The 19,326-nt window shown below is 72.1% G+C and carries 18 protein-coding genes; 10 read left to right on the forward strand and 8 right to left on the reverse strand.

Features of this window, described 5'->3' with window-relative positions:
• The 3 genes from VFJ94_RS01375 to VFJ94_RS01385 all read right to left on the reverse strand — a co-directional run.
• Window positions 1-866, reverse strand: an 866-nt coding sequence (locus VFJ94_RS01375; protein WP_325002376.1) for a galactose-1-phosphate uridylyltransferase, incomplete at its 3' end; no start/stop codon positions are given.
• Window positions 863-1,654, reverse strand: coding sequence for a DeoR/GlpR family DNA-binding transcription regulator (locus VFJ94_RS01380; protein ID WP_325002377.1), 792 nt, complete (start codon window positions 1,652-1,654; stop codon window positions 863-865). The genes VFJ94_RS01380 and VFJ94_RS01375, both read right to left, overlap by 4 nt.
• Before the next feature lies 1 nt (window position 1,655).
• Window positions 1,656-3,644 carry a beta-galactosidase gene (locus VFJ94_RS01385; protein WP_325002378.1) on the reverse strand — a complete coding sequence of 663 codons (1,989 nt, stop codon included), beginning with the start codon at window positions 3,642-3,644 and terminating at the stop codon, window positions 1,656-1,658.
• Window positions 3,645-3,863: 219 nt separating this feature from the next.
• On the opposite strand from VFJ94_RS01385, the gene VFJ94_RS01390 reads away from it, so the two are divergent.
• From VFJ94_RS01390 to VFJ94_RS01405, 4 genes are read left to right on the forward strand one after another with little or no spacing between them, the layout of a single operon-like run.
• On the forward strand, window positions 3,864-5,216 hold the full coding sequence (locus VFJ94_RS01390; protein ID WP_325002379.1) for an ABC transporter substrate-binding protein: 1,353 nt from the start codon (window positions 3,864-3,866) through the stop codon (window positions 5,214-5,216).
• Window positions 5,217-5,231: 15 nt separating this feature from the next.
• Window positions 5,232-6,125, forward strand: coding sequence for a sugar ABC transporter permease (locus tag VFJ94_RS01395; protein ID WP_325002380.1), 894 nt, complete (start codon window positions 5,232-5,234; stop codon window positions 6,123-6,125).
• Between the two features lie 2 nt (window positions 6,126-6,127).
• The gene (locus tag VFJ94_RS01400; RefSeq protein WP_325002381.1) at window positions 6,128-7,051 is read left to right on the forward strand and encodes a carbohydrate ABC transporter permease; all 924 of its coding nucleotides are present in this window, start codon (window positions 6,128-6,130) and stop codon (window positions 7,049-7,051) included.
• 2 nt (window positions 7,052-7,053) lie between these two features.
• Complete coding sequence (locus tag VFJ94_RS01405; RefSeq protein ID WP_414654534.1) at window positions 7,054-9,261, forward strand: alpha-galactosidase; 2,208 nt, start codon at window positions 7,054-7,056, stop codon at window positions 9,259-9,261.
• Window positions 9,262-9,401: 140 nt separating this feature from the next.
• Here the strand turns inward: VFJ94_RS01405 and VFJ94_RS01410 are convergent, their stop codons facing one another.
• The gene (locus VFJ94_RS01410) at window positions 9,402-9,896 is read right to left on the reverse strand and encodes a Fur family transcriptional regulator (RefSeq protein ID WP_325002383.1); all 495 of its coding nucleotides are present in this window, start codon (window positions 9,894-9,896) and stop codon (window positions 9,402-9,404) included.
• A gap of 121 nt (window positions 9,897-10,017) precedes the next feature.
• On the opposite strand from VFJ94_RS01410, the gene tdh reads away from it, so the two are divergent.
• Entirely contained in the window at window positions 10,018-11,058 is a 1,041-nt protein-coding gene (gene tdh, locus VFJ94_RS01415) for an L-threonine 3-dehydrogenase (RefSeq protein WP_325002384.1), read from the forward strand.
• A 4-nt stretch (window positions 11,059-11,062) separates the two neighbouring features.
• Window positions 11,063-11,725 carry an alpha/beta fold hydrolase gene (locus VFJ94_RS01420; protein WP_325002385.1) on the forward strand — a complete coding sequence of 221 codons (663 nt, stop codon included), beginning with the start codon at window positions 11,063-11,065 and terminating at the stop codon, window positions 11,723-11,725.
• On the opposite strand, the gene VFJ94_RS01425 is transcribed toward VFJ94_RS01420, so the two are convergent.
• Window positions 11,722-11,967 carry a hypothetical protein gene (locus VFJ94_RS01425; protein WP_325002386.1) on the reverse strand — a complete coding sequence of 82 codons (246 nt, stop codon included), beginning with the start codon at window positions 11,965-11,967 and terminating at the stop codon, window positions 11,722-11,724. The two genes, VFJ94_RS01420 and VFJ94_RS01425, sit on opposite strands and share 4 nt — an antisense overlap.
• 175 nt (window positions 11,968-12,142) lie before the next feature.
• Here VFJ94_RS01425 and VFJ94_RS01430 point away from each other — a divergent pair, with 175 nt between their 5' ends.
• On the forward strand, window positions 12,143-13,330 hold the full coding sequence (locus VFJ94_RS01430; RefSeq protein WP_325002449.1) for a glycine C-acetyltransferase: 1,188 nt from the start codon (window positions 12,143-12,145) through the stop codon (window positions 13,328-13,330).
• A 40-nt stretch (window positions 13,331-13,370) separates the two neighbouring features.
• On the opposite strand, the gene VFJ94_RS01435 is transcribed toward VFJ94_RS01430, so the two are convergent.
• The gene (locus VFJ94_RS01435) at window positions 13,371-13,808 is read right to left on the reverse strand and encodes a pyridoxamine 5'-phosphate oxidase family protein (protein WP_325002387.1); all 438 of its coding nucleotides are present in this window, start codon (window positions 13,806-13,808) and stop codon (window positions 13,371-13,373) included.
• A 223-nt stretch (window positions 13,809-14,031) separates the two neighbouring features.
• Here VFJ94_RS01435 and VFJ94_RS01440 point away from each other — a divergent pair, with 223 nt between their 5' ends.
• Window positions 14,032-14,913 carry a hypothetical protein gene (locus VFJ94_RS01440; RefSeq protein ID WP_325002388.1) on the forward strand — a complete coding sequence of 294 codons (882 nt, stop codon included), beginning with the start codon at window positions 14,032-14,034 and terminating at the stop codon, window positions 14,911-14,913.
• 475 nt (window positions 14,914-15,388) lie between these two features.
• Here VFJ94_RS01440 and VFJ94_RS01445 read toward each other — a convergent pair whose 3' ends face one another.
• On the reverse strand, window positions 15,389-16,117 hold the full coding sequence (locus VFJ94_RS01445; protein ID WP_325002389.1) for a VIT family protein: 729 nt from the start codon (window positions 16,115-16,117) through the stop codon (window positions 15,389-15,391).
• 97 nt (window positions 16,118-16,214) lie between these two features.
• Window positions 16,215-16,784, reverse strand: a complete 570-nt coding sequence (locus VFJ94_RS01450) for a hypothetical protein (RefSeq protein WP_325002390.1) — start codon at window positions 16,782-16,784, stop codon at window positions 16,215-16,217.
• A gap of 193 nt (window positions 16,785-16,977) precedes the next feature.
• On the opposite strand from VFJ94_RS01450, the gene VFJ94_RS01455 reads away from it, so the two are divergent.
• Together VFJ94_RS01455 and VFJ94_RS01460 are read left to right on the forward strand one after the other, a co-directional pair.
• Window positions 16,978-17,715, forward strand: coding sequence for a response regulator transcription factor (locus tag VFJ94_RS01455; protein ID WP_325002391.1), 738 nt, complete (start codon window positions 16,978-16,980; stop codon window positions 17,713-17,715).
• Window positions 17,693-19,231, forward strand: a complete 1,539-nt coding sequence (locus VFJ94_RS01460) for a HAMP domain-containing sensor histidine kinase (RefSeq protein WP_325002392.1) — start codon at window positions 17,693-17,695, stop codon at window positions 19,229-19,231. Before VFJ94_RS01455 ends, VFJ94_RS01460 begins: the two co-directional genes overlap by 23 nt.
• Window positions 19,232-19,326 lie beyond the last annotated feature (95 nt).

Here is a 19,326-nt window from a genome sequence, read left to right on the forward strand (position 1 = left end):
TCGTCGTCGTCGAGGGCGACGAGGTCGGGCACGTCCCGGTGGGGGGCGAGGTGGATCTCGAGGGGCCACCGGGCCGCGAAGGGCACGTATGCCGTCCAGTGCGTCCCCGACAGGACGACCCTCGCGCCGTCGGCCCGCTCGGCCGCGAGCAGGTCGGCGCCGAGCAGCCGCCCGGTGGCGCGCAGGTGCGCCTCGGCCCGGCCGAGCAGCAGCCGGGTGCGCTCGGGCACGTAGGGGTAGGCGTAGATCTGCCCGTGCGGATGGTGCAGCGAGACGCCGATCTCCGGGCCGCGGTTCTCGAAGCAGAAGACGTGGTCCACATCCGGGAGCGCTCCGAGGGTGCTCGTGCGGTCAGCCCACGTGTCCACGACCATACGCACCCGACCGAGCGGCAGGTCCTTGAACGACGTGTCGTGCTCGCTCGTGAAGCACACGACCTCGCACCGGCCCGACGCAGGCCGGGTCCCGAAGAGCCCGCGCGGGTCAGGCAGGTCCGGGCCGCTCGGCGACGGCGAGTAGGAGGGGAAGCGGTTCTCGAAGACCACCACCTGGTAGTCGTCCTCGGGGATCTCCGACGGTGCCGAGCCGACGCCGTGCGGGCAGAGCGGGCACTCGTCCTTGGGGGGAAGCAGCACCCGGTTGTGCCGGTGGCCGGCCATCGCGACCCAGTCACCGGTGAGGGCATCCCACCGCAGCTCGCCCGAGGACACGCGCTCCTCGGCCGGACGCTCGTCCCGGGCCACGCGCGGCGGCGTGCCCGGCTCGTCGACGTAGATGATCTCGCGACCGTCCGCGAGGCGGCGGGAGGTCGCTCGGTGTGTGACCCGCAGACCCGTGCGGTGGCCGGATTCGGTGTCGTGGCTCATGAGCGGGCTCCCGTGGTGGTGTGGACGATCTCGAGCTTGCCGACGAGGTCGTGCAGGGCGGTACGGGCACGCTCTGACAGGCCCTCGTCGGTGACGAAGAGGTCGATGTCCTGCAGGTCGGCGAAGGTGCTGAGACCGATCCGGCCCCACTTGCTCGCGTCGGCGAGCACGCAGACCCGCCGGGCCGAGGCGATGAGGGCGCGGTTGGTCTCCGCCTCGACGAGGTTGGGGGTGGTCAGCCCCGCCCGGTCGTCGACGCCGTGGGCCCCGAGGAAGAGCTGGTCGACGTGCAGCGACCGCAGCGAGGAGACGGCGACGGGCCCGACGAGGGCGTCCGAGGGGGTGCGCACGCCGCCGGTGAGCACGACGGTCTGGCCGGGGGTGCGCGACTCGTGGAGCAGCTGGGCGACGGGCACGGAGTTCGTGACGACGGTGAGGTCGGGCACGTCGGCCACGGCCCGCGCCAGCTCGTAGGTCGTCGTGCCGGCCGAGATGCCGATGGCGCTGCCCGGCTCGACCCGGCCCGCGGCCGCCCGGGCGATGGCCTGCTTCTGCGGACGCTGCAGCTGCGCCTTCGCCGAGAAGCTCGGCTCCTCGGTGCTGCGCTCGCCGACAGCGAGGGCGCCGCCGTGCACCCGCTCGAGGAGGCCCTCGCCGGAGAGCCGGTCGATGTCGCGCCGGATCGTCATGTCGGAGACGCCGAGTCGGTCGACGAGCTCGGACACCTTGACGGCACCGGCCTGCTCCACGAGCTCGAGGATCACCGAACGGCGTTGGCTCGCCAGCACCTCACTCCTCTCTGACGACGGCGACCCCGCCGGGCGCCAGCCGGACCGCGCCGTCCACCGCGACGTCGGCGACGAGGTCGTGGCCGCTCGCCTCGACGGTCTGCACCGCCTCGGTGTGGTTGAGCAGGAAGAGCCACGAGGCGTCCCCGAGCCGCCGGCGGGTGACCTCGACGCCGGCGGCAAGCCCGGAGACGGCGGGGGCGACACCGGCCGCGGCGAGGACGTCGTCGAGGAGCCGGCCGAGGCGGTCGTCGTCGGGCAGCGTGCTGAGATACCAGGCGCCTCCACCGCCGACGTCGCGGCGCGTCACCGCGGCCCGGCCGGCAAGCGGCCCGGCGGCATACGACTCGAGGACGACCGCATCGGTCACCTCGACGTGCTCGCTCCACCACGTGCCCACGCCCTCGCCGAGCCCGACCGTCTCGTCGGGGCCGAGCGGGAAGAACTCCTCGACGCGGATCCCGAGCAGGTCGCGGAAGGCACCGGGGTAGCCGCCGAGGCGGACGTGGTCGTGCTCGTCGCTGATGCCGGAGAAGTACGTGACGAGCACGTGGGCGCCGCGCTCGGCAGCCGCGGCGACGGCGGCCGCGTGCTCGTCGGTCACGAGGTAGAGCTGGGGGACCACGACGACGTCGTATGCCGTGAGCTCGGTGCTCGGGTGGACGACGTCGCAGGTCACCCCGCGGTCGTGCAGGAGACGGTGGATCGTGTGCGCCGCGAGCAGCGGGTCGAGCTCGGACGAGGGCATGCAGGGACCGGCGGCGGCCCACATCGACTGGTAGTCGTGCAGCAGGGCGACGCGGGACTCGACGCGGCTGCCGACGAGCTCGCCGAGCCGGCCGGCGATGCGGCCGAGCACCTCGACCTCCCGGAACCGGGCGCTGTCGGGGCCGGCGTGCGGGACGACCGCGCTGTGGAACTTCTCGGAGCCGGCTCGCGACTGGCGCCACTGGAACCACCCGATGGTGTCGGCACCCCGGGCGACATGGGCGATGGCGTCGCGGATCGTCTGTCCCGGCGCCTTGGCGTGGTTGGTCGGCTGCCAGTTGACCGCGCTCGTCGAGTGCTCCATGAGCATCCACGGCGCGCCGCCGGCAAGGCCCCGGGTGAGGTCGCCGCTGTAGGCCAGCTCCGAGCGGGGGTGCGCCAGGGTGTCGACGATGTAGTGGTCCGTGCTCACGACGTCGACGTCCGGGGCCCACGAGTGGTAGTCGAGGTGCCGGAAGCCCGAGAGGGTCATGAAGTTCGTCGTGACCGGCACACCCGGTGAGCGCTCGTCGAGGACCGCCCGCTCGGCCCGCAGGAAGTCGAGCAGCGCGTCGGAGGAGAAGCGCTTGTAGTCGAGGACGTGCGTCGGGTTCGAGAAGGTCGTGGACCGCCGGGGCGGGAGGATCTGCTCCCAAGCGGTGTAGCGCTGGCTCCAGAAGGCGGTGCCCCACGCGTCGTTGAGCGCCTCGAGGCTCGCGTAGCGGCGCTCGAGCCAGGTGCGGAAGTGGCGCCCGCAGCGGTCGCAGTAGCACGGCGCGTTGTGGCAGGCGTACTCGTTGGACACGTGCCACATGGCCAGGGCCGGGTGCTCGTGGTAGCGGTCCGCCAGCCGGGCGCTGAGGGCGAGGGCGTGCTCGCGATACACCGAGGACGTGGGGCACCACGTCTGCCGGCTCCCGGGCCACAGCGTGTGGCCGTCGTGGTCGACGGGCAGGATCTCGGGGTATGCCGTGCTCAGCCACGGCGGCGGGGTCGCGGTGGCGGTGGCGAGGTCGACGGCGATGCCGCCCGCGTGCAGCGTGTCGAGAATCGTGTCGAGCCACTCGAAGTCGTAGTCGCCCTCGGCCGGCTCCAGCCACGACCACGAGAAGATCCCGAGGCTGACGAAGCCGATGCCGGCGCGCTGCATGAGCGCGACGTCCTCGTCCCACACGGGTCGGGGCCACTGTTCGGGGTTGTAGTCGCCGCCGAGCACGAGCGTCTTCGCAGGCCATGAGCGCATGGCACACAGGGTGACGCGTCGGGGTGTCGGTGTCAACATTTTCCAACACCCGCCGTGACGCGTCGAACGCGGTTGGTGGATAGGGTCACGAGTCGGTGTCGGCGCTTGACAGTGGCGCCCGCGAGCCAGCATCCTCTGTCCATTGCTGACGGTTTCTGGTGGTGTTTGTTGGAACATCGGCAGGGACCTCTCACCGGCTCGAGCGTCAAAGGAGATGCCATGACCCGCCCCATGAGCGAGGCCGAGTACCTCGCCCGGATCGTCCCCCCGTCCGCCCGCGGCGTGGACCGCCGGACCCTGCTGCGCGGCGCGCTCGGCGTCGGCGCGCTCCTCGGCACCGGCGGGCTGGCCGCCTGCGGCAGCGGCGGCACGAGCTCGACCGGCGTGCCGAGCGGCCAGGTCAAGGGGACCGTGACCCTCGGCTCCAACCAGTCGGACGCCGTGCCGAAGGCGGCCGTCCAGGCGAGCATGGACGCCTTCTCCAAGGCGAACTCCGGCGTCACGGTCAAGATCAACACCGTGGACCACAACACGTTCCAGGAGAACATCAACAACTACCTGCAGGGCTCGCCCGACGACGTGTTCACGTGGTTCGCCGGCTACCGCATGCAGTTCTTCGCCCAGAAGGACCTCATCGGCGACGTCTCCGACGTGTGGAAGAGCATCACGGGCATGAGCGACGCGCTCAAGAAGGCGTCGACCGCCCCGGACGGCAAGCAATACTTCGTGCCCAGCACGTACTACCCGTGGGCCATCTTCTACCGCAAGAGCGTCTTCGCCAAGCACGGCTACCAGGCACCCAAGACGCTGGACGAGCTGAAGACGCTCGGCGCGCAGATGCAGAAGGACGGCCTGGTGCCGATCGCCTTCGGGGACAAGGACGGCTGGCCCGCCATGGGCACGTTCGACCAGCTCAACCTGCGGATCAACGGCTACGACTTCCACGTGGCCCTCATGGGCGGCAAGGAGTCCTGGACCGACCCCAAGGTGAAGAAGGTCTTCGACACCTGGGCGGGGCTGCTGCCGCTGCACCAGCCTGACTCGCTCGGTCGGACGTGGCAGGAGGCGGCCCAGTCCCTCCAGCAGGGCAAGTCCGGCATGTACCTGCTCGGCGCCTTCGTCGCGCAGCAGTTCCCCAAGGGGGCGGAGCAGGACGACCTCGACTTCTTCACCTTCCCGGAGGTCGACTCGGCCATCGGGACCGACGCCATCGAGGCGCCCATCGACGGCTACATGATGAGCAAGCGGCCCAAGAACGAGGCGGCCGCCAAGAAGCTGCTGCAGTTCATCTCGACGCCGGCCGCGCAGAACATCGCCGTCAAGGCCGACCCGAGCGTCATCGCGACGAACGACGGCGCCGACCAGAGCGGCTACACCGCGCTGCAGAAGAAGTCGGTCGAGTTCGTCAAGTCGGCCAAGTCCATCGCGCAGTTCATGGACCGCGACACCCGGCCCGACTTCGCGTCGACGGTGATGATCCCGGCCATCCAGGACTTCATCAAGAACCCCAAGGACATCGACGGCCTCACGTCCAAGATCGAGGCCCAGAAGAAGAGCATCTTCACCGCCTGAAGGGAGGCGAGCCGCATGGCGAGCACGAGCAAGTACAAGGGCATCGACCAGCTCTCGGCACGCGACAAGGTCGTCGTCGGGCTCATGGTCATCGTGCCGACGCTCATCGTGGTGTGGCTCGTCTGGCTCCCCGCGGTCGGCACGGTCCTGCTCTCGTTCACCAACTGGGACGGGATCGGGCCGCTCTCGGGCATCAAGCCGGTGGGGCTGCAGAACTACCGGGACATCGCGACGATCTACCCGCCGTTCTGGCCGGCGATCAGGCACAACCTCATCTGGCTCGCCTTGCTGTTCCTCATCGCCACGCCGCTCGGCATGCTCTTCGCGGTGCTCGTCGACCGGGGGGTGTCGGGCACCCGGTTCTACCAGACGAGCATCTATCTGCCGGTGGTGCTCTCGCTCGCCCTCATCGGCTTCATCTGGCAGCTCATCTACTCGCGCGACCAGGGCCTGCTCAACGCGATCACGGGCGGCACGACCGACTGGTACGGCGACCCGAACGTCAACCTCTGGGCCGTCCTCGTCGCCGCCAGCTGGCGGCACGCCGGCTACATCATGTTGCTCTACCTGGCCGGCCTGAAGGGCGTCGACCCGTCGCTGCGCGAGGCGGCCAAGATCGACGGCGCCACCGAGGCGACGACGTTCTTCAGGGTCGTCTTCCCGGTCATGCGGCCGATCAACATCATCGTCCTGGTCGTGACCTTCATCGAGTCGCTGCGTGCCTTCGACCTCGTGTGGGTCATCAACAAGGGCCGCAACGGGCTCGAGCTCATCTCGGCCCTCGTCACCCAGAACGTCGTCGGTGAGGCGAGCCGCATCGGCTTCGGCTCGGCGCTGGCGACGATCATGCTGCTCATCTCGAGCGTGCTCGTCTTCGTCTACCTGCGCATCGTCATGAAGGAGGACTGACCATGTCCCACATCGCGGTGGAGCCGCGGCGCGGACCCACGACGCGCAGGGCCCGGGCGCCCAAGGAGGGCGGCCCCTCGTCGGGACGACGATGGGTGCTGCCGCTCCTCCTGACGCTGGTCGCGCTGATCTGGCTGGGTCCGCTCCTGCTCGCCCTCGTCAACTCGTTCCGCGACTACGCCTTCACGGCGAGGAACGGCTACATGTCGTGGGGCGGGTTCACGCTCGACAACTACAAGAACGCCTGGGAGCAGGCCGACTTCGGCACGCACTTCACCAACTCCGCGATCATCACGGTCCCCGCGGTGCTCCTGACGCTGTTCCTCTCGTGCTGTGTCGCCTTCGTCGTGGCCCGGTTCTCCTTCAAGCTCAACCTGGCCCTGCTCGGCTTCTTCCTGGCCGCGAACCTGCTGCCACCGCAGGCGCTGCTCATCCCGGTCTACCGGATGTTCCGCGCCATCGAGGTGCCCTTCTGGGTGAGCGACTCGGGCACGCTGCTCAACAGCTTCCTCGGGCTCATCCTCGTCAACGTGGCCTTCCAGACCGGCTTCTGCGCCTTCGTCCTCAGCAACTACATGAAGGCCTTGCCGCGCGAGCTCTACGAGTCCGCGGTCATCGACGGCGCCGGCGTGCTGCGACAGTTCATCACGATCACCCTGCCGCTGTGCCGTCCCGCGCTCGCCGCCCTGGCGGTGCTCGAGACGACGTGGATCTACAACGAGTTCTTCTGGGCCACGGTGCTGCTCCAGCAGGGTGACAAGTTCCCCGTGACGAGCTCGCTCAACAACCTGCGCGGCCAGTTCTTCACCGACAACAACCTCGTGGCGGCGGCCTCGATCATCGTCGCCGTCCCCACCCTCGTGATCTTCTTCGTCCTCCAACGCCACTTCGTCGCCGGGCTGACGCTCGGCGCTACCAAAGGATGAATGTGACCCCAAGCGCGCCGCCCACCGTGTTCATCGAGTCCGCGGGCAGCGCGCTCGTCGTCCTGCCCGCTTCCGCAGGCGCCCCCACGGGCGCCGGCGGGCTGCCGGAGGTGCTGCACTGGGGCGCCGCGCTCGAGGGCGGGAGCGCGGCATACGACGCGCTCGTCGACGCCACCGTCGCGCCGGTCCCGCACAGTGCCCTCGACGCGGCCTGGCCGCTCACCCTCCTGCCCGGGGAGGGGGACGGCTGGTCCGGCACCCCCGCGTATGCCGGTCACCGCGCCGGCGCGGCGGGGGCGGTGCGCTGGACCGACGTCACGTGCGAGGCGGCCGACCGGGCGATCGTGACACGGGCGAGCTCGACGAGCGGTCTGCGCCTCGAGCTGCGGCACGCGCTCGACGACCACGGGGTGCTGCGCGTGGACGCCTCGGTGACCAACACGAGCGACGACGTGGAGCCGCTCGACGTGGCGGCGTTGCGCGCGATGCTGCCGCTGCCCGCACGGGCCGACGAGGTGCTGGACCTCACCGGCCGCTGGTGCCGCGAGCGCTCCCCGCAGCGCAGCCGGCTCGACCACGGCACCCACCTGCGCGCGAGCCGTCGTGGCCGGACCGGCCATGACGCCACCCTCCTGCTCGTCGCCGGTGAGGCGGGCTTCGGCTTCCGGCGTGGGGAGGTGTGGGCCGTCCACACCGCGTGGAGCGGCAACCACGAGCACTTCGTCGAGTCGCTGCCCGAGGGCGCCGGGCGGCATACCGCGGTCCTCGGCGGCGGCGAGCTGCTGGCCGCCGGCGAGGTGCGGCTCGCGGCCGGGGAGACGTACGCCGCCCCGACGGTCGTCTTCGTCCACGCGACCGAGGGCCTCGACGGCCTCTCGCGCCGCCTCCACCGCAGCCTGCGCGCCCGTCCGGGACACCCCAGCCGGCCGCGGCCCGTCGTCCTCAACACGTGGGAGGCGGTCTACTTCGACACCGACCTGTCGCGCCTCAAGGCGCTCGCCGACACGGGCAAGCGGATCGGGGTCGAGCGCTTCGTCCTTGACGACGGGTGGTTCGGCGGCCGCCGGCACGACCGGGCGGGGCTCGGCGACTGGGTCGTGTCCGAGGCCGTGTGGCCCGAGGGGCTCGGGCCGCTCGTCGACCACGTCAAGGGTCTGGGCCTGGAGTTGGGGCTGTGGTTCGAGCCGGAGATGGTCAACGACGACTCCGACCTTGTCCGTGAGCACCCCGAGTGGGTGCTGCAGCCGGCCGACGGCCGTCCACGTGAGTGGCGCCACCAGCAGCTGCTCGACCTCACCCACCCCGGCGCCTTCGACCAGCTGCTCGGGCGGATCAGCGGGCTCGTCGAGCGGTACGGCATCGACTACATCAAATGGGACCACAACCGCGACCTGCACGAGGCGGTGCACACGACCGTGCGACCGGATGGTTCGCGGGTCGTCGACGCGCCGGCCGTGCATGCGCAGACGCTGGCCTTCTACGCCCTGCTCGACGCGCTGCGGGCACGACACCCCCGGCTCGAGATCGAGTCGTGCGCGAGCGGCGGCGCGCGCGTGGACCTCGGGGTGCTGCAGCGCACCGACCGCATCTGGACGAGCGACTGCAACGACGCGCTCGAGCGGGCGAGCATCCAGCGGTGGACCAGCCTGCTCGTGCCGCCGGAGCTCATGGGCAGCCACATCGGCCCGGCCACGGCGCACACCACGCACCGCACGCTCGACCTGGGCTTCCGGATGCTCATGGCCCTGCAGGGCCACCCGGGCCTCGAGTGGGACATCACCGGCTGCACCGAGGAGGAGCTCGCGGCGCTGACTGCGTGGACCGGGCTGGTGCGGGAGCTGCGGCCCTTGCTCCACTCGGGGGACCTCGTGCGCGCGGACCTGCCCGACGACGCGCTGCAGGTGACGGGCACCGTCGCGGCTGACCGCGGGAGGGCGGCCTACGTCGTCGCCCGGCTCGTCACCTCACGGGACGTCGTCACGGGGCCCGTGCCGCTGCCCGGGCTCGACCCCGCACGCACGTATGCCGTGCGGCTGCGTCCCGAGGCCGGGCTGCCGGCCTCGGTCCAGACCGCCGATCCCCTGTGGTGGGAGCGGGCGCTCACGGACGACGGCTTCGTCGTGCCCGGTTCGGTGCTCGTGGGGGTCGGCCTGCCGGTCCCCGTGCTGGGCCCGGCGCAGGGCTACCTCCTCGACGTCCGGGCCAGCTGACCGCCCGTCGAATGGCCACTTCCGCCCCGTCGAGTGGCCACTTCCGTACCGTCGGGGGCCGTGCACAAGTGGCCACTCGACGTGGGCGCGCACCCCCGCCCCGTCGAGTGGTCACTTCCGTACCGTCGAGCGTCGCGCGGTCAGCGAAGGCAGTCGCGGCAGCGGCCCAGCAGCGCTGCGTGCGACGTGTCCAGCTCGAAGCCGAGGGCATCGCGCAGCCAGACCGCCACCTCGTCGAGGACCGACGGCGGCACGTCGAGGACGGCGCCGCACTCGACGCACTGGACGTGCGCGTGGTCGGTCACGGAGGTGCGCGACGTCGGTGCGGCGGCCTCGGGAAGCGGGTCGGCCAGGTGGTAGACGGTGCCGGCGGCGGCGAGGTGGACATGGGTGAGGACGCCCAGCTCGGTGAGCGCGGTCAGTGTCCGGTAGACGGTCGCCCGGTGGACGGTCGGCTCGAGCTCGGACACCCGGGCCCCGATGGTGTCGGCGCTCAGGTGCTCCGCCGAGAGGTCCGCGGCCTCGACGACGCGCAGCACGGCATACCGCGCTGGCGTCACCCGCTCGCCGTTGGCGCGGAGGATGGCGAGCGCGCTGGCCACGCGCGGACTCTCGCTGTGCGGCAGGGCCTCCATCGGCTCATTGTGCCCTCCCATGCGAGCGGGCGCGCGGGCGCGCGCGGGCGCGGGCGGCCACGGGGGTGGCAGACTGCGAGTCGGCCCAGCGCTCCCCGACCGAAGCGAGAGGACGTATGCCGTGCGTGCCCTGAGCAAGCTCACCGCCGGGCCCGGCCTTGAGCTCGTGGACCGCCCGGAGCCCGACTGCGGACCGGCCGACGTCAAGATCCGGGTGCTGCGGGCCGGCCTCTGCGGCACGGATCTGCACCTGCGGGAGTGGGACGAGTGGGCGGCCGCAACCGTGCAGGCACCCCTCGTCATCGGGCACGAGTTCTACGGTGAGGTCGTCGAGGTCGGTGAGGACGTCAGCGGCGTCGAGGTCGGGGCCCGTGCGTCGGGGGAGGGCCACATCGTCTGTGGCGTATGCCGCAACTGCCGTGCGGGACGCCGCCACCTGTGCATCCGCACCGAGGGCGTGGGGGTCAACCGCGACGGCGCCTTCGCTGACTACGTCGTCATCCCCGCGACCAACGTGTGGGTCCAGCCGCCCGGCCTCGACCCCGACCTCGGCGCCGTCTTCGACCCGCTCGGCAACGCCACGCACACCGCGTTGCAGTGGCCCCTGGTCGGCGAGGACGTCGTCATCACCGGTGCCGGTCCCATCGGGGTCATGGCGGCGGCCATCGCCCGGCACGCCGGCGCCCGCTATGTCGTCGTGTCGGACGCGAGCGACTACCGCCTCAGGCTCGCCGAGGGGGCGGGCGCCGACGTGACGATCAACGTCACGAGGCAGAGCCTGGTCGACGCGCAGCACCGGCTCGGGATGAAGGAGGGCTTTGACGTCGGGCTGGAGATGTCGGGGGCACCCGCGGCCGTCACGGACATGCTCGACAACATGAACCACGGCGGACGCATCGCGCTCCTCGGCCTGCCGCACCAGGCCTACACGCTCGACTGGGGCAAGGTGATCACCCACATGATCACGCTCAAGGGCATCTACGGCCGCGAGATGTACGACACGTGGTACGCCATGAGCCAGATGATCGCGACGTCCGAGGTGTTCCGGACCGCGATCTCCTCGGTCATCACCCACCGCTTCGTCGCCGAGGACTGGGAGCCGGCGTTCGACACCGCCCGCTCCGGACAGTGCGGCAAGGTCCTCCTCGACTGGAGCCGATGACCGTATGCCGCAGAGCCACCGTCCCGAGGCCCGCCCGCGACCGCTCGTCCTGCTGCACGGCCTCGGCCAGTCGCCCATCGCCTGGCAGGACTTCGTCAGTGCGCTCGGCGCCGGGCGGCCGATGCATGCCCCGTGGCTCAAGGGCCTGCTGCCCAAGGACGCTGCGGGGTTCGACCTCGAGGAGGCGGCTTCGGGTGTCGGCGACGAGCTGGAGCTGCAGGGCATCCGCCGGGCCGACGTGCTCGGGGTGTCCCTGGGCGGCAGCGTGGCCCTGCGACTCGCGGTCACGCGCCCGGAGCTCGTCGAGCGGCTGGTGCTGGCCGGCGCCCTGGTGCGGTCGTCGCGGTCGGCGCTGCGGATGCAGAGGCTGGCGCTGCGCCTGGTGCCCGAGCGCAAGCTGCTCGACGCCGGGGTCTCGCGGGCGCGGATGCTGGCCGCCTTCGACGCGCTGGCGACCCTCGACGCGAGCGGCTCACTGCGGCAGGTCGCAGCGCCGACCCTCGTGGTGGCGGGCTCCCGCGACCGCGCCGGCCTGCAGGCCGCCCGCCAGCTCGCCACCGACATCCCGGACGCTCGGCTCGAGGTGGTCGATGGCGCGGGGTCGCTGCTCAACACCGACGCGCCGGGCGTGTTGGCCGACCTGACCCGCAGCTTCCTCGACAGCTAGTCGATGTCGCGGTCCTCGATGGTCTCGCGCACCGTCTGCTTGGGCTGCGACGGGTCGGCCGGTTCGCGGACGCGAGTGATGACCCGCTCGTGCCGACGGCCGCGCGAGGCGTGATAGATCATGATGCCGCTGGCGATCATGAGGATGACGCCGACGATGTGCAGGTTGATGCCCGGCGGATCGGCGCGGACGGCGAAGGTGAGGATCGCACCGAGCACCGCGAGCGTGACACCAGCTCCCACGACGACCCACCTCCACGGGCTGGCGCGGCGAGGAGCCGCTGCCACGCCGGCCAGTTTACCGGGCCGGCCGGCCCCGGCGCTGGAGGAGACGCGGCCCGCCGACCACCCGTCGGGCGCCGGCCCAGCGGCATACGCTGGCCGGGTCGCGACCGCAGACTCCCGAGCGAGGACACCGATGTACGGCTCCGTCAAGGACGAGATCACCGCCACCCTGCAGCAGATCCGCGACGCGGGGCTCTACAAGAGCGAGCGCGAGCTGACCTCCCCGCAGTCCGCGCACGTGACCACCAGCAGGGCGCCGGCGCTCAACTTCTGCGCCAACAACTACCTCGGCCTCGCCGACGACCCGGCCGTCGTCGCGGCGGCCAAGCGGGGCCTCGAGGACTGGGGCTTCGGCATGGCGTCGGTCCGCTTCATCTGTGGCACCCAGACCCTCCACACCCGCCTCGAGGGCGCGCTCTCCGACTTCCTCGGCACGGAGGCGACGATCCTCTTCTCGTCGTGCTTCGACGCCAACGGCGGCGTCTTCGAGGTGCTCTTCGGCGACGGCGACGCGATCGTCTCCGACGAGCTCAACCACGCCTCGATCATCGACGGCATCCGCCTGTCCAAGGCCCAGCGGTTCCGCTACCGCAACGCCGACATGGCCGACCTGCGCGTGCAGCTCGAGGCGGCGAGCGGCTGCCACCGCACGGTCGTCGTCACCGACGGTGTGTTCTCCATGGACGGTTCCTACGCGCCGCTCGACGAGATCTGCGACCTGGCAGACGAGTTCGGCGCCATGGTGCTCGTCGACGACTCGCACGCCGTCGGATTCGTCGGCGACGGCGGGCGCGGGACGCCGGAGCTGTTCGGCGTGCAGCACCGGGTCGACATCCTCACCGGCACGCTGGGCAAGGCCCTCGGCGGCGCCTCGGGCGGCTACGTCAGCTCGCATCGGGAGGTCGTCGAGCTGCTGCGGCAGCGCTCCAGGCCCTACCTGTTCTCCAACTCCGTCGCCCCCGCCGTCGTCGCGGGCTCGATCGCCGCGCTGGACCTCGTCGCCTCCTCCGGGCACAAGCGGGAGGCCCTCCGGCGCAACACCGCGCTCTTCCGCGAGCTCATGGCGGCAGCGCACTTCGACCTGCTGCCCGGCACGCACCCGATCACGCCGGTGATGTTCCCCGGGGAGGACGGTGCGCGCCGCGCGGCGGACGTCGCCGAGCACATGCTCGGCAGCGGCGTCTACGTCATCGCCTTCAGCTACCCCGTCGTGCCGAAGGGTCGCGCCCGGATACGTGTGCAGCTCTCGGCGGCCCACAGCGAGGCGGACGTGCGGGCCTGCGTGGAGGCCTTCGTCTCGGCCCGGGACTCCGTGGGCTGACCGACACGCCGGGCGTCGCGGACAGTCCGGGGAGGGCGCGTCAGCGTGCGCCGGTCGGACGGTCGTGGAGCCAGGGGCGGCTGAGGTCGAAGCGGCGGCCGGTGACCTCGACCGGCTCGATGGCGACGGCGGAGTACTTCGGGGTGTTGACCCACGGTCGGAGCGGCAGCTGCTCCACGACGTACTTCTCGCTTCCCTCGAGCTCGCGCGCCGAGCCGCGGACCACGACGCTCGTGGCCCGCTCCTCGGTGACGAGGTCGGTCTCGAAGGCGACGTCGCTGTTCATCGACACGCCGAGCAGCTTGTCGCCCTCGGCGGTGAGAAAGACCAGCCGCTGCCGGTCGACGGCATAGTTGATCGGCACGAGGTGGACCTCGCCGGCGAGGTGGAAGGCGAGCCGGCCGAACTCGTTGGCGCGCAGGAAGTCCCAGCACTCCTCGGTGCTGAGGACGTGGACCGGGCTCTCGTGGTCGGACATGCTCCTCGCCCTCCAAGCGGTCGGGGTTGCGGATATCTCCATGTGACTCCAGCCTAGGGACCGCGCTCGACGCGCGAGGCGCTTTGAGACCAGCCTCACCGGGCGCCATGGACCTGTGCCGGCGCGCACCGTATGCCGCTCGGGACCTTTGGCTCTGGCGGCCCGGGACGTGGTGCCAGACGCTTGCAGAGGCGGCAGGTGGGCGCGGGACGCGGAGGGCGACATGGGACAGGCCGCAGAGCCGGACACGGCGAACGAGCACACGCACGCGGGGGCCCCGATGACCGTCACCATGCCAGGCAGGGACCACACCGGCCGGGCGGGCGCCTCCCCGCGCCGACGCCCGCGGCCAGCCATCTGGTGGGCCGGCTGGTCGACGACCGTCGCGGGCCTCGTCGCGCTGGGAATGGCCGTGACGACGCCGCCCCGCTCGGGTCCCTGGTGCACCGCCGGCTGCGTCGCCAGTCCCTACACCGACGCGGCGGCATACGTGCCGCGGGACTACCTCTGGATGTATCCCGCCGTCGTCCTGGCACTGCTCTTCCTGGCCCTGTCCGCAGCCGTGCTCGCGACGCTGCCGCCGGCGCGCAGGGCCGCCTCCGGTCTCGGCCTCGCCCTGGCGACCCTCGCGACGGGGACCCTCGTCACCGACTACGCCATCCAGCTGGCCGTGCTCCAGCCGAGCCTTGCCAAGGGTGAGCTCGAGGGTCTCGGACCGCTGTCGCAGTACAACCCCCACGGCGTCTTCATCGCGCTGGAGGACGTCGGGTATGCCGCGATGGCCCTGGCCTTCGTCGTGACCGGTGCGGCCCTGGGCAGGCGGACGACGCTCGAGCGGTGGGTGCGGCGGGTGCTCGTCGGCGCCGGTGCGATGGTGCTGGCCGGTCTGGCCGCGACGGCCGTGATCTACGGGACAGACCTCGACTACCGCTTCGAGGTCTTCGCCATCTTCGTCACGTGGCTCACGCTCATCGTTCTCGGCGTCCCGCTGGCTCGGCTCATCCGCCGCGCAGCCCGTGTGCCTTCCGCTGCAGGCCGCGTCCCACGCCCACGACCAGGCCCACCGCCCCCACCAGCAGGCACCACCAGACCGACCAGTCGGTGAAATACGCCGCAGTCAAGAATGCGATGGGCCCAAGGAGTGCGGCGTCCGCGACGGGATGCGTGCGGGACCAGTGGACAGTGCGGTGGGGGCGAAGCGCCATGGAAACGGAGAGACCTCCGTAGACGACGGCCGCGGCGAGCCCGTAGGGCCAGCCTCGTCGTTCCGCCATGGCGAAGGTCAGGAACGCCGCGATCGGCACGGCAGCCCACCGCACCACGAGGGGCGGATTCGCGGCAGTGCGGTTGAACCGCTCGAGCGCCCGGTGGTGCACTGCCATGCGCCACCTTCCCAGGAACGTGTCCGAACCGGCGGCGACGAGTCCCCGGAACGCTGACCTGGACCCTACCGGAGCCGCAGAGCCGTATGCCGCGCTCCCGGTCAGCGTGCGCGCTCCCGGTGAGCGTGTGCGCGGGCGCCGGCCCTCCCCGTCCGCGAGCGCGCACGGTGGGGCCGGCAGCGGGCCGATGCAGCCCGCTCAGCCCATCCCGACGCCGAAGGCCCTGCCGATGGCGAAGGTGACGACCATGGCGAGCACGCCTCCCCCGACGGTGCGCAGGACCGCCTGAGGCGCCGGGCTGCGACCGAGACGGGCACTGGTCCAGCCGGTGAGGCCGAGCGCGATGATCACCGAGACGACGGTGACGACGAGGCGGACCGGCTCGGGCGCGAACGTGATGGTCACCAGGGGCAGCAGCGCGCCGACGACGAACGAGACCATCGAGGCCCAGGCCGCGTGCCAGGGGTTGGTCAGCGACTCGGGGTCGAGGCCGAGCTCGACCTCGGCGTGCGCGGCGAGCGCGTCGTGACTCGTCAGCTCCGCGGCGACCTGCTCCGCCACGCGCCGGCTGATCCCCTTGGCCTCGTAGAGCCGGGTGAGCTCCTCCAGCTCGCCGTCGGGGTCGGTCCGCAGCTCATGCCGCTCCAGCGTGAGCAGGGCGCGCTCCGAGTCGCACTGGGTGCTGACCGACACGAACTCACCGGCCGCCATCGACAGCGCCCCGGCGGCGAGCGCCGCGACCCCGGCGACCAGGATCGCCTTATGGTCGCTCGTCGCGCCTGAGACCCCGACCACGACGCCGGCCGTGGACACGATGCCGTCGTTGGCCCCGAGCACGCCGGCGCGCAGCCAGTTGAGGCGGGACGCGAGGCCCGCGCTGTGGGGTTCGGCGGCGGTGACGTCGCGCTCGGCGTGGACGTCCGACATGGGGCTCCGATCGGGTAGCGGCTCCCCAGCATCGTGGCACCCGGCGCCCGGCGGGGTCACGGCGGGGCCTCCCCGCGGCTGCCGTGCCGCCGCCACCTCAGGTGGTGCGGACCACGTCGTCCTGACCCGTGGCGCCGGTGCTGCCCCTCCCGTCCGGCCCCTGCTGGCCGCCGGGAAGGTGGGGGAGCACGGGGAGCTGGCTGCCGTCCGGCGACGTGCCGTCCTGCGGTATGCCGGGAAGCTGGCCACCCCGGGCACCCGCCCCGCCCGGACCTCCGGGGAACCCCGGAAGCCCGGGGGGTCCGCCGCGGCCGCGACCGCCGAAGCCGTCACCCGCGGTGGAGCCCTGCGGCATGGCGGCCGCGGCCCCGATGGCCCCGACCGTCGTGAGGACGATCGTGACGCCGGCCGTCAGCGCCGTCCGCTTCGCCGACCAGCGGCCGCTCGCCGCGTCGCGGGGGACGTCGTCAACCGGAGGCGGGGCGGCCGCGGGAGGGGTCGTGGCGGTGGCAGGCGTCGTGGCCGTGGGAGGAGGCGCCTGGAAGACGGGCAGGCTCGCCGTGGGCCGCTCGGGCCCCGGCGCTGGCGGCAGCGGCTGGGTGTGCTCGCCGCGGGGGCCGGCGGGCTCGTGGCGCGGCTCGCGGCCGTGGAGGGGATCGGGCGTCACTGCTGGGGCTCCTCTGCTGGAGTGGTGATGGCGGTCTGGCTGCCGGTCCCAGGCTCGGTGGCGATGCTGTGGCGCGGCTGTGCGGCATCCGTCCCAGGGCTGGGACCTGCCGGCCAGGGCGCATGGACTCCCCACAGGAACCGCACAGCAAGCCGCTGGCGGAGGCACAGCCCTTCGGGTTTGACTGTGGGGCATGGGTGACAGAACGGCGGGTGCAACCGCACGCTTGCAGCGACTCGACGGCTCTCCGGTGCGGGTGCTCGTCGTCGACGACGAGGCCAACCTCACGGAGCTGCTCAGCATGGCGCTGCGCTACGAGGGCTGGGAGGTGCGCTCCGCGGCCACCGGCATGGACGCCGTCCGAGTGGCACGGGGCTTCGACCCCGACGCCGTGGTCCTCGACATGATGCTGCCCGACTTCGACGGCCTGGAGGTGCTGCGCCGCATGCGTGCGGCGAACCCCCACGTGCCGGTGCTCTTCCTGACCGCCCGCGACGCCGTCGAGGACCGGGTGTCCGGGCTCACGGCGGGCGGTGACGACTATGTCACCAAGCCCTTCTCGCTCGAGGAGGTCGTCGCGCGGGTGCGTGCGCTCATGCGCCGGACGACCGTCGCGATGTCCTCCGCCGACTCCCTGCTGACGGTGGGCGACCTCACGCTCGACGAGGACAGCCACGAGGTCACCAGGGGCGGCGCCGAGGTCCACCTCACCGCGACCGAGTTCGAGCTCCTGCGCTACCTCATGCGTAACCCCCGCCGCGTGCTGTCCAAGGCCCAGATCCTCGACCGGGTCTGGAACTACGACTTCGGCGGCCAGGCCAACGTCGTCGAGCTCTACATCTCCTACCTGCGCAAGAAGATCGACGCGGGCCGCGAGCCCATGATCCACACCATGCGGGGCGCGGGGTATGTCCTCAAGCCCACGGTCTGAGGGGCGCGCGGCCGCCTGGCTGACCCGGCTGCGCGGCCTCGTGCGGCCCGTGTCGACGTGGACCCTGCGGGTCAAGCTCGTGGCGTCGATGCTCGCGCTCTTCGCCGTGCTCGGGCTCACGACGGGCGCGCTGACGGTCGTCGCCCTCGACCGCTACCTCACGAGCCAGGTCGATGCCCAGCTGCTCGCCTCCATCCAGCGCCCACCCCGGCCCGACGCCCTGGGGGCGGTCGGTGACACAGGGGAGGACCGCCGCCGCGGCCCGGGCATCGAGGGGCTCCTCGCCGTCATCGGCTCGGTCAACCGCGGATACGCGACGTCCTCGGAGGGCGCGCACCCGGACGCGACGGGGCCGAACCGCACGGTCACCCTGTCCCCGCAGCAGTTGGGCGTGCTCGCGTCTGCGGGCGCCGGTCACACCCCCGTGGACGTCGACCTTGGCGGGTCGGTCGGCAGCTACCGCGTCATGGCGGCGCCGTGGGTGGTCGCGCTGGACACCGGCGTCCAGATCCCGGCCACCGTCGTCGTCGGCCTGCCGACGGGACCGCAGGAGCGGACGGTCGCGCGCATGCTCATCGTCGCCGTGTCGGGGGTGGGCCTCGGGATCCTGCTCGTCGGCGGCCTCGGCACCTGGCTGGTGCGGCGCAACCTCGAGCCGCTCCGCCGGGTGGCGGCCACCGCCACCCGCGTGTCGCAGCTGCCGCTGGACTCCGGGCACGTCGCGCTCGCCGAGCGGGTGCCCGCGCAGTACACCGACACGAGGACCGAGGTCGGTCAGGTGGGAGCCGCGTTCAACGAGATGCTCGACCACGTGGGCGCCGCACTCAACGTGCGGCACCAGAGCGAGCAGCGCGTGCGCCAGTTCGTCGCCGACGCGAGCCACGAGCTGCGGACCCCGCTCGCGTCCATCCGCGGGTATGCCGAGCTGTCCCGCCGCGAGCCCGATCCGGTCCCGTCCTCCGTGACGCATGCCCTGTCGCGGGTCGAGTCGGAGGCCAGCCGCATGTCGGCGCTCGTGGAGGACCTGCTCCTGCTTGCGCGGCTCGACGCCGGGCGCCCGCTCGAGTCGGAGCCGGTGGACATGTCGATGCTCGTCATCAACGCCGTGAGCGACGCGCACGCGGCGGCGCCCGAGCACGTCTGGGACCTCGACCTCCCGCCGGAACCGGTGGAGGTCTCCGGGGACAGCGCCCGGCTGCACCAGGTCGTGGCGAACCTCCTCGCCAACGCGCGCACCCACACGCCCGAGGGGACGAAGGTCACGACGTCGGTCCGCCCGGAGGGCGACTGGGTGCGCGTCGCCGTGCGCGACAACGGTCCCGGGGTCCCGATCCCCTTGCAGGACAACGTCTTCGAGCGTTTCGCCCGCGGAGACGACTCGCGGTCGCGGGAGGCGGGGAGCACCGGGCTGGGCCTGTCGATCGTCGCGGCGGTGACACGCGCCCACGGCGGCCGGGTGGAGCTCGACAGCCGGCCCGGGGACACGACGTTCTCGCTCCTGCTCCCAGCCGTCTGACGGTCCACCGCGACCTCGAGGCGCGACGGGCGCGCCGGCTCTTCAACCAGCCAAAGTGGCGCCACAGCGACGGCACAGCGCGCCGCCCGACGGTT

Origin of the sequence: Intrasporangium sp. (assembly GCF_035688975.1) — a bacterium.
Classification (GTDB): domain Bacteria; phylum Actinomycetota; class Actinomycetes; order Actinomycetales; family Dermatophilaceae; genus CALMNV01.